Genomic DNA, 10,495 nt, shown 5'->3' on the forward strand with positions numbered 1-10,495 from the left:
CAAGGCCCGCGACAGGGGAGCGGTCATCGTTGACGGCCTGGAGATGCTGGTCCAGCAGGGGGCGAAGGCCCTGGCGATATGGCTGGGCCGGGATGTTCCCGTGGACATCATGCGGGACGCCTGTCTCAAACAATCAAAACCTGCCGGCTCGGGGAGCGGGACCTGACACGAAGGTCCTGAAGGCGCCGCGCGCCGGGGATACATCGCCGGCTCCTTCTTTCTTCTGACCTGCCATACAAACAGCGGTCCCGCAATCCTGCCTTGTGTTTGTCGCGAACGATTTCGTGGCATCATACCGGCCACCTGTTCACCGCCAGAGACTTTCTCGCGGATATAGCATTGACGGTCCTTTGCGGGCGATGACCGCGGGGACCCATCGTTGACACCCGAATCCGGTCTGCTATATTTCATGTTAAGTGGGAATTGCGCCATGCGGTCCTGACCGCGTGTCTCTTGTCGGTGCAACAGCCCGGTTCCGGGCAGGGGGGAAACAACGATGGGCCTCATGGACAAAGTCAAGGTCAAGTTTTATCCGTTAGTGTCCCGGTACATCAGTCATGCCACCCTCGTCGAAGGCAGGCTGGGAAACGGGGGCGAGACATTCCGTTGCCTTTTTGTTGAGAACACGGACCTCATGGGATATATGCTTCCCCGGATGTACGATGACTGCCCTGCCGTTCTCAGGAAGTGGCGCATGTGGACGCCCTCTTTGCCGAGGGTTCTGAGAGACCATTCCAATTCGATCGACATGTGCGTTGCCGTGCTTCCCCTGAGCTATGAACCGAAGTTCCAGAGGTCGGCACACTTCAAGAGCCAGACGCTCATATGTTCGTTCATCGATATGTCGGGCGGCTGGGGTGAGATCAAGAAACGGTTCCAGCACAACAAGAGGCAGTTCTCCAATAGAATGGACAAGAAACCGGTCTTCTCATGCCGGGTCTCAGAGGACCCGAAGGATTTCGATCTCTTCTACAATGAGATGTACGCGCCCCATATTCAAAAGAGATTTGAGGACCTTGCGGATCTTGATCCTTATTGCCAGATGAAGGATTCCTTCAACAGGGGCTTTCTCCTCGTCATCGAGGAAGGAGACAAGAGCGTCGCGGGCGTGCTTTGCGAAGTGCAGGACGGCACCCTGTTCGCCAGAAGGACGGGGATCCTGCACGGAGACGAGGAATATATCAGGAGAGGAGCAGCGTCAGCGGAGTACTATTTTGTGCTCAAATTTGCCCTGGATCATGGTCTTTCAAAGGTGGACCTGCTGAGGAGCAGGCCTTTTTTCAACGACGGTGTCTACAGCACGAAACGTAAATGGGGCGCCATGGTCTATCCCGACAGGGAATCCCGGTCCTGGGTCTTTTTCTTCATTCCCGAGTATTCCGGGAAGGTGGCCAGCTTTTTCGAGATCAATCCCGTGATCGTCTGCAGGGACGACAAGATGTACGGGCTCGTCGGCTGGAACAATGAACACCCCCCGTCCGAGAAGGATGAAAAGGAGTTCAGTCAAAAATACTATTCCCCCGGTCTCGAAGGCTTGATGCTGATACGGCCTCATTGCGAAGACCCCATACAGATCCCGTTCAGGTGAACCCGGAAAGGGTTGGGGAATCGCGTGAAGCAGAAGCCTGTTTCACGCATAAGGCCGCGACGATCCTGCCATTGCCGGGGCGGCCGGGTTGACAAATATTCGCGCGCCGCTATGTTCTTATTATGGGGGCCGGCGAATTCGACAAGCGTCGCCGGTATGATTCCAGGGAGTGCCGAAGGCACGCAGGAAAGCTGGCAGGGCCGGAATGCCGTCAACCTATGGAAACGTGTGTTGATGTGGTTTTCATGGCCTGCACGGAGGGTCCATATGCACGCAGATTCACGGTATCGCAATCTCTGTGTCAGGGTGGAGATCGACAGGATGCCTGTGGTGTTGAAACCATATTATACCATGAGATGGCTCATGTCGAAGGGCGTGCTCCCGCGCATATGCAGGAAGATCTTGAGGCGCTTGAGGCTGCTTCCTCCCGCCCCGTCAACGGTGGCAGCGGACAGATCGGTCCCGCCTCTGGACGGGGTCCTGGGCCTCAATCCAGGGGAGCTTGTGGAGATCAAGTCGCGGGCGGAGATCGAGAAGACCCTCGACGGGTACGGGAGATGCGACCGTTTGTACTTCATGGCTGAACAGTGGCAGCACTGCGGCAGGCGATCGCGGGTGTATAAAAGGGTCAACCGCGTTCTATCGGAGCAGACGGGAAGGTTCAGGAAAGCGAGGAACGTGGTCCTGCTAGAAGGTGTCTGCTGCGACGGGTCGAGGCATGGGAATTGCGATGCGTCGTGCTTCCTCTTCTGGAAGGAGGCCTGGCTGCGGCGCGCCGAGCCGCACGTCTCTTAAGCATGTTCGGCGACGGGACGCACTGCTGGATAATGGGTGCCATGATCCCGTCAGGGATCCCTATGCCCTGAGAGAGGGGAGAACACGGACGTGCCCGGGTTCGTGAAGATCCCCGGACGCTGACCCGGGTGGGCATTCTCCGGAATATTCCTTCCATCATATTATTCCTTGTAAATTGGTGTTCATTGCGGGAAAATGAAGATTGGAATGTTGCGGAAGAAGCCGAAACATCGTCTTGATGATCGCATAAGAGACAAGGAGGAAAATAGGATGATGTCATGTCTTCGGAAGGGAAAAAGGAAATGGATAGTGCCGGCGATCATTTTGATGGCCGGCCTTGGCGGCTGTGTCGTTCACTACGAAAAACCCGGGATGACCCAGGCGGAGTGGGCCAGGGACAAGGCTTACTGCGAGCAGGTAGCGGAGAAGGAGTACGCTCGGAAGGGTACCCGGGTCTGTGACGAGGTCGATGCCTGTTTGATAGCGAAGGGCTGGAAGAGAAGTCAGTAGGACAGTACATTCGCGGGCCGAAGGGAAAAGGCTCCCACCGTATCTGGCTGGAATGAATGATAGTTTTACCCGTCCGGTGGTGAGCTTTGCACTCAATACGGAGACGGGGAATAACTGATGGAGATCAGCGATAAGGAACTCAGTTCGATCCTGCGCCGGCACAGGAGGTGGCTCGACGGTGAGGACGGCGGTGTTTGCGCCAACCTCTCCGGGGTAGATCTGTCCGGGGCCAGGCTGGCAGGTGCGGACCTGTCACACGCAGTCCTTCGCTCGGCGGACCTGTCGGGTGCAACGCTTGTCAGGGCCAACCTCTCCGGCGTGGACCTTTCCGAAGCCGACCTTTCCGAAGCCGACCTTTCCCGCGCGAATTTCTACCGGGCCACCCTTTCCCACGCGAACCTCGCCGGCTCCAATCTCACTCGCTGCAACCTCTCCGGCGTGGACCTGTCCCGCGCTGTCCTCACCCGCGCTGTCCTCACCGGCTCCAACCTCACCCGCGCCGACCTCGCCGGCGCAGACCTCAACGAGGCCGACCTCACGGGCACCGACCTCGAAAGGGCGGACCTCGCCCTTGCCGACCTCACCGGTGCCGACCTCACCGGCTCCAACCTCACCGCCGCGGACCTCTCCTATGCCACCCTTGCCCGGGCGAACCTCGCCCGCGTCAACCTCTCCGGCGTGGACATCTCCCGCGCCAACCTTTCTTTTGCCAACCTTGCCGGCTCCAACCTCACCCGCGCCGACCTTACACTCACCGACCTCAACGAGGCCGACCTGACCGGCGCAACCTGGACAGACGGAACGAAGAAATAGGAACATTCCCCTTCTCTTAAGTACGCCCTTTGGGGGTTGTCCGGATACCGTCATGAACCGGATAACCCTCGCCCCGTAAGAAGCGCGTTCGTCCCTAAATCCGTCAAACTGGGGACATAGCCATTTCAAACTGATACCCCCCGCGATAAAAATTCCCATTATCAAGAACAGGATTTCTCCGGAAGGGGGCGACAGCGACGAACCATCATCAATGTCCGACCAGGAAGGGTCCTGCACAAAAACAAAAGGGGGCAGCACATGAACAAGCGAAGCGGTCGATTCTTCATCACCTATTTCTTCACCTCCCTTTTCCTCCTCCTCTTGCTTTTGCCATGTTTCCCGGGGAATGCCGCAGCCAGAGACGCGGTTGATCCTTACTATCTATGGCACCTGTTTACCGGGTCCGCCAAGATGGAGTCGGAGACACTCAGTACCGTTGTGACTGATGAGGCAGGAAACATCTTCATCGCAGCAGCAGGTGTTAAATGGAACCCGTCCCAGGAGACGAATTCGAAATACGGCAGTCCCGGTCAGCCGTTGCACTGGCATTCGGGTAACGCCGACAACAACAGGGACATCCTGGTGATAAAGTTCGGTCCCGACGGCGAATTCAAGTGGTACACGTACTACGGAGGATATGAGTACGACACCGTCAAGGGAATGGCCATAGTCGATGACAGGCTCTATATCACGGGTACAAGTAGGGACAACTGGTCGGGACCGAACAACAAGAGCGCGGTCCAGGACCATTCCAGAGCGATATTACATCCTTCCCATAGTAGCGGTGTGGGTTATTGGTATTATGAATACTCCACCGATATCTTTGTCCTCGCCCTAAATAAATACAATGGTGAGTACCAGTGGCACACGTTCATCGGGGAATCCAACTGGGATGAAGAGGCATACGGCATCGCCGCCGATAAGGAACGGATCTTTCTCGTGGGAAAGACAGACCATGAATTCTTCGGATGCTGGCCGGAAACTTACCCGAGCAAGGACGGAGAACCAATGGCGGACAAGAGCCGCTATGAAAAGAAAAACAGGCCCTGCAAGCCGACACGGGGCTATCAGGGCTCGAACGACGCATGGGTCCTGGCGTTGAACACCAACGGATATTATGTCGCGCACACCTTTCTCGGCGGCAGCGAGTCCAACGACTGGGGCGAGGCCATCGCCATCGACAAGAACGGCATGGTGGTGGTCGCGGGAGCAAGCGACCAGAGCTGGAACTACACCCACGCCTGGTACAACACCCCGCCCCGCAACGACCATACCGGCGGCTACGACATGTTCATCGCCCGCCTGGCAAGGAGCGACCTGGAATGCCACTGGCACGCCTTCTTCGGAGGGACCTATAACGATTGGGCCACGGCGGTCGTGACGGACGACAGTAACGGCTACTACCTTGCGGGGTACAGCAAGTCGGGCTGGAAGGTCAAGGACAGGGAACCGGTGGACCCTCACACGCAGGGCACCAACAATGACTTTGTTGTCGTCAAGATGAACAACGAAGGAGCCAACGGATGGCATACATTCCGCGGTGGAATTGATACTGAGGATGTTCCCCACGCGATGGCCATGAGTCTGTATGACAATACCCTGCTTGTGGCAGGAGAGGCTCGCGGCCCCTGGACATTAATCGACGGTAAGAAGCCTCTTCACAATTTCACGGGCGCATCGGGCAGCACCGCGGACATGGCCATCCTCGGCCTTAACCCGCTCAGCGGCAAGTCGCAATGGCACACCTTCTACGGCAGCGATTGCATTGACAGGGCCTATTCAATAGCGAGCTCAGTAACGGGTGATATCGTTGTTGCGGGAGTCAGCGATAAGTCATGGAATGGCAAGAACAAAAGCGGCACAGTCGTGAAGCCGAAATGGCAGTTTCCGAGCGAGGCCGCGGGACTCAATCCGAACTTTGCCGTCCTGAAACTCCGTCCTTACAGTTATACCATCACAGCCTCTGTTAAGAACAACCTGGGCGGCACGATCGACCCATCGGGTGTTTACAATGTTGGGGCAAACAGAAACGCGACATTCACATTCACACCGGCTGAAGGTTACGAGGTCTATCAGGTGATCGTGGATGGCGAAACCCAGTCCTGGACAGAAAATTCCTACACCTTCGTGAACGTTGCCGACGATCATACACTCCAGGTCGTCTTCAAGAAGATCGTCCTCACCATCACCGCCAAAGTGAACGGTGGTAACGGCATGATCGACCCTATCGGGAAAAAGACCGTGAACTATGGGGAGGACATATCGTTCCGATTCATGCCCAACAGCGGCTACGAATTCGATCAGGTCTTCATTGACGGAGCGCTGTGGTCCAAGAGTTTCCCGTACGATGCCTACAAGTTCTCCAAGGTTAAAAAGGATCACACCATCGAAGTCACCTTCAGAAGGATAACAAGCGATTCGACGTACTACATCACGCCCAAGGCAGGCGCTAACGGCACCATCACCCCCAGCACGGATCAGTCGGCAAAGAGGGGAAGTAGCGTAACGTTCACGGCGACGGCCAATTTGGGCTACGTGATAGAAACGTTGACGAAGATTGAAAACGGCAGGACCAGCACAATAGAAGACGCAACGGAGACGACAAAATACTCATACTCCTTCAAGAATGTACAGAAAAACGGTTACATTAAAGCCACCTTCAAGAAGGCTGGGACCTATTTGATCACCGCATCTGCCGGGAATTGGGGCAGCATCAGCGACAAAGGCACGAAATCTTACAATGGCGGCGCAACACCGACGTACACTTTCACACCTAACGACGGCTACATCGTCGACATAGTGACGGTGGACAGGAAGTCCGTGGTCTTCACGGACAACAAGTACACCTTCGCCGCACTGGACAGTGACCATACGATCCACGTTACCTTCAGGCCATACCCGCGATATGCCATAACGGCGAAAGCAGGAGCTAACGGTAGCATCAGCCCCCCGGGCACAACGATATACGACAAAGGCGCAACGCCAACCTACACGGTCATACCTGACGACGGCTACGTGGTTGACAAGTTTAAGATCGACGGCAACGTTGCGGATCTCACAAACAACCAGTATACCTTCTCTCCCCTGGACGATGACTACAATATCACAGTCACCTTCAAGTCGAGTGCAGTAACGCAATACACCATAACGCCGACCTCAGGAGACAACGGCAGCATAAGTCCATCGGCCGCAACTAAATATGACGCCGGCTCAACACCCACGTTCACGTTCACGCCTAATAACGGCTACGTGGTCGACAAGGTCACGGTGGACGGCAGCGAAGTGACCATCACGGACAACACGTACACCTTCGCCGCTCTGACCAAGGATCATACGATCAACGTCACCTTCAAGGAGAAATCGGCGACCACCTACACGATCACGGCAGAAGCCATGGCCAACGGGACTATTCAACCACTGGGCGATACGACTTATGAGGCCGGTGCAACACCGACCTACCAGTTCGTGCCTGACGAGAATTATCGGGTTTTCCAGGTTTATGTCGACGATGCCCTGGTGACCTTCGCAGACGACCAGTACACCTTCTCTGCCCTGGATAATGATCACGTGATCTACGTTACTTTCAAGGAAATACCTAGCCAGGGCTCGTAAAAAGGTGCCAGAGACTATCCCGGAACCCCTGACAAGGGACGAGAGATGGTTCTGGCGGTATCAGATTCAAGCTGAAAGGTACACAGGAGCAGTAGACGATATGCAGTCGCGAGTGTGGGGGGCAAGGGCAGTGGGTCAAACCACTCCCCCCCTCGCTCGGGCGTAGCGAATGAATAAAAGGAGAAGGGAGATCCGAGATGGAACTATCATTAAGAAAGTGTGTTGTCTGCGGTATATCGCTTTTCATGCTTGCCGCACCGGGTGTCATACGGCCCTCCTTCGCGGAGGTCGTGATCAGCGATACGCGAACGGCAGGCGTAGCCCTGCAGGATGAAACAAATGCTGACGGTGTGATGAAGGCCACCCTCACATCCACGGGCTCCGTATCCGTAACGGGTACATCGGGAAAGTACGGCCTCTGGGGAAATGCTGACGGCTGGGACATTACAGTGGAAGAAGGGGCAACCATAAATGTGTCATACAGGGGTCTGGATGGTACGGGCATTTATCTCAGAGAAAATGCTGCTAGCGGAAATTACCTGTCCGGCACCATTACGAACAGCGGTACTATTGCGGGGGTCTTTTATGGCATATCAGCTGGTTCCCTGAAGCTTGTCAACGATTCGACAGGAATAATAGAGTGCAGCGATAATGGTTCGTCTGCTGTCAACACCAATTCGGGTGGCAATGATATCACAAACCGCGGTAGCATCTCCGGGAACGGCTATGGCGTGTTCTTGTCCGGAAGCGGGAATACCCTGACGAACTCGGGAACGATAACAGGCAGAGACGGGATATCCGTTTACGTCCGCGGTGGCGGCACCATTCTCAATGAGGAGGGCGGCGTGTTGAAGAGCACGTCTTCCAACTCCACAGACGCCGCAGTTAGTTTTGGGTCGGCGGCAGAGGGTACTGTTACGAACAAGGGTGAGATAACGGGGCCCATCGGCGTGATCTTCGCAGGTACCGGAGCGGACATCCTGGACAACAGCGGGACGATAACAGGCACCTCCGGGACTGCCGTCAATATGGGCGCCGGCAACGACACGGCCTATCTTCGCGACGGTTCCGCGATAACGGGCGCTGTAGCGGGCGGGGATGGCACCGATACAATCCATCTCGAAGGTTCGGGCACGATCACCACGGGCACGATCACCGGGTGGGAGACCGTCCGGAAGTCCGGAGACGGCACCTGGAGTTTGGGCGGAGACCTCTCGAGCGGCAACAACATATCCGTTCTCGGCGGTGCGCTCAAGGTGAGCGGTGCCTACACGCACGAGGCGGGGGCAACCTACACGGTGGGAGCGGGCTCGGACGGCAAGGCCGGGAAGGTAACGGCCGACACGGCGGTGCTGAATGGCGGCGCCGTTTCCGTCGTCACCAAGGGTTTGAAAGGGGGCACGCACACCATAATCGAGACGACAAATGGCCTTACTGGCACCTTCGACTCGGTGACGTCAGACTCGAAGTACAGGGAGATGTCCCTTGCCTATGACGCAAAGAACAGCTACCTCAACATGAGGTCAAATTTCAAGAAGTCAGGAGCCAGGGGCACGAGGGGCAATGTGGCGTCGGCAATCGACGATGCCTACAGCAATTCCTCCTCCGACGACATGGTTACCGTTGTCGATGAGTTGTTCTCTCTCGACGACGGCGCTCTCAACTCCGCCCTCGACCAGATATCGGGAACGACCCACAGTGTATCATCAACCGTCGCTCCCGCAAGACAGGGGGCCTTCTATCAGAATCTCTTCGGCCGTACCGGCAGCACCACGGGCCTGGGCTTTCTCGGACTCAACGACCGGCAGTCGGATCCCCTGACGATGCTTGCCTCGGGCGGCCCGGTGGCATCCGATGCGGGGTTTACCCTCACAAGAGACGGGCAGAAGCTACCCTACGGAATGTGGATCAAAGGATACGGTGTGACGGGCAACCGCCACGGTGACGACGTGGGTTCCCGCTATGACTACACCATAGGCGGGGCCATCGCAGGTTTCGATTACCTCATCAACCCCAATATCCGGGCCGGCGTAGCCGTCGGGTATTCAAAGACCAGCGTCGACATGAAACAGCTTCAGGACAATTCCGATGTTGAAAGCTTCCAGGGGTCAATATACGGTTCCTACGTCCCCAAGAGCAAGTTGTGGTACGTGGACGCAGCGTTTGGCTACAGCAAGAACAGCTACGAGACGAAGCGCTATCTCAACTTCGGCAACATCTACCGGGTGGCACGTGGCTCCTATGACGGCAGCGACATATCGGGTTACCTCGAGGGCGGCTACAAAGTGCCCGTCTTCTGCGGCATCACCGCAACGCCCCTTGTTTCCTTCCTTGCCATGCGCAACCACACGGACAGCTTTACGGAAACAGGCGCAGGCGCATTGAATCTCGAATCAGACAGTAACAATACCGATTCCTACCAGAGCGGCGTGGGCGTGAAGCTGTCCCGGGAGTTCAAGGCGGCAAAAGACTTCGCACTTACCCCGGAATTCGGCGCAAAATGGCTCCATGAGTTCGGCGACACGGAAGCGAACATCAACGCACGGTTCGCAGGCGAAACGGCAGGCTCTTTCGTCATCACTTCCAGCACTGCCAAGAGAGATGCGGGCGTTTTCTCCCTGAATCTCACCGGCAAGAAGAGCGACATGCTCAGCTTCTTCGTAGGCTACGATCTGGGCATTACAGAAGATCAGATAAGCCACGGCTTCACGGGAGGACTGAGGTTCAACTGGTAGAAGACGGGTGATGGGTCAGAGGTTATGGGTTATGGGAAAACTACATGAAACGTAACCGATGAATTGGGAAGATAGCAAATGATGGGCGGCTTTGAGGGCCGCCCATCATTTATTTGAATTCCTACCACGTATCGTTCTTTTACTCCCAGTTGGTCACATCCTTGTCTTCACCTTCGCCCCCGGGCGTACCGTCCCTGCCGTAGGAATAGAGATCGAACTCTCCGTGAGATCCGGGAGACTGGTACTGGTAGGGTTTGCCCCAGGGATCGTTGGGAAGGGCCTTCTTGAGGTAGGGACCTTCCCAGTTCTCTGCTCCTCCGGGGTTCGTGACGAGGGCTGTGAGGCCTTCCTGTGTGGTGGGGTAACGGCCCACGTCAAGGCGGAAATGGTCGAGGGTCTGCGAAAGAAGTTCGACCTGTGCCCTCGCCGCGGCCTGCTTGCC

8 protein-coding genes are annotated in these 10,495 nt (G+C 56.3%); 7 read left to right on the forward strand and 1 reads right to left on the reverse strand.

The window, feature by feature from the left end:
- The 7 genes from GXX82_07920 to GXX82_07950 all read left to right on the forward strand — a co-directional run.
- Positions 1-166, forward strand: a 166-nt coding sequence (locus tag GXX82_07920; protein NLT22959.1) for a hypothetical protein, incomplete at its 5' end; no start/stop codon positions are given.
- Between the two features lie 339 nt (positions 167-505).
- The gene (locus GXX82_07925) at positions 506-1,588 is read left to right on the forward strand and encodes a hypothetical protein (protein ID NLT22960.1); all 1,083 of its coding nucleotides are present in this window, start codon (positions 506-508) and stop codon (positions 1,586-1,588) included.
- 267 nt (positions 1,589-1,855) lie between these two features.
- Positions 1,856-2,383 carry a hypothetical protein gene (locus GXX82_07930; GenBank protein ID NLT22961.1) on the forward strand — a complete coding sequence of 176 codons (528 nt, stop codon included), beginning with the start codon at positions 1,856-1,858 and terminating at the stop codon, positions 2,381-2,383.
- 270 nt (positions 2,384-2,653) lie between these two features.
- Positions 2,654-2,893, forward strand: a complete 240-nt coding sequence (locus GXX82_07935) for a hypothetical protein (protein NLT22962.1) — start codon at positions 2,654-2,656, stop codon at positions 2,891-2,893.
- Positions 2,894-3,010: 117 nt separating this feature from the next.
- Positions 3,011-3,706 carry a pentapeptide repeat-containing protein gene (locus tag GXX82_07940; protein NLT22963.1) on the forward strand — a complete coding sequence of 232 codons (696 nt, stop codon included), beginning with the start codon at positions 3,011-3,013 and terminating at the stop codon, positions 3,704-3,706.
- 258 nt (positions 3,707-3,964) lie between these two features.
- Positions 3,965-7,318, forward strand: coding sequence for a hypothetical protein (locus GXX82_07945; protein ID NLT22964.1), 3,354 nt, complete (start codon positions 3,965-3,967; stop codon positions 7,316-7,318).
- Between the two features lie 197 nt (positions 7,319-7,515).
- Entirely contained in the window at positions 7,516-10,053 is a 2,538-nt protein-coding gene (locus GXX82_07950) for an autotransporter domain-containing protein (protein NLT22965.1), read from the forward strand.
- 139 nt (positions 10,054-10,192) lie between these two features.
- On the opposite strand, the gene gspG is transcribed toward GXX82_07950, so the two are convergent.
- Positions 10,193-10,495, reverse strand: a 303-nt coding sequence (gene gspG / locus GXX82_07955) for a type II secretion system major pseudopilin GspG (protein ID NLT22966.1), incomplete at its 5' end; no start/stop codon positions are given.

The sequence above is a fragment of the Syntrophorhabdus sp. genome (genome assembly GCA_012719415.1).
Lineage (GTDB): Bacteria > Desulfobacterota > Syntrophorhabdia > Syntrophorhabdales > Syntrophorhabdaceae > Delta-02.

Excerpts from the sequence above, each read along its gene's own strand:
- GXX82_07950 (NLT22965.1), top strand. The coding sequence starts at position 7,516 with ATGGAACTATCATTAAGAAAGTGTGTTGTCTGCGGTATATCGCTTTTC.
- GXX82_07930 (NLT22961.1), top strand. The coding sequence starts at position 1,856 with ATGCACGCAGATTCACGGTATCGCAATCTCTGTGTCAGGGTGGAGATC.
- GXX82_07925 (NLT22960.1), top strand. The coding sequence starts at position 506 with ATGGACAAAGTCAAGGTCAAGTTTTATCCGTTAGTGTCCCGGTACATC.
- GXX82_07945 (NLT22964.1), top strand. The coding sequence starts at position 3,965 with ATGAACAAGCGAAGCGGTCGATTCTTCATCACCTATTTCTTCACCTCC.
- GXX82_07940 (NLT22963.1), top strand. The coding sequence starts at position 3,011 with ATGGAGATCAGCGATAAGGAACTCAGTTCGATCCTGCGCCGGCACAGG.
- GXX82_07935 (NLT22962.1), top strand. The coding sequence starts at position 2,654 with ATGATGTCATGTCTTCGGAAGGGAAAAAGGAAATGGATAGTGCCGGCG.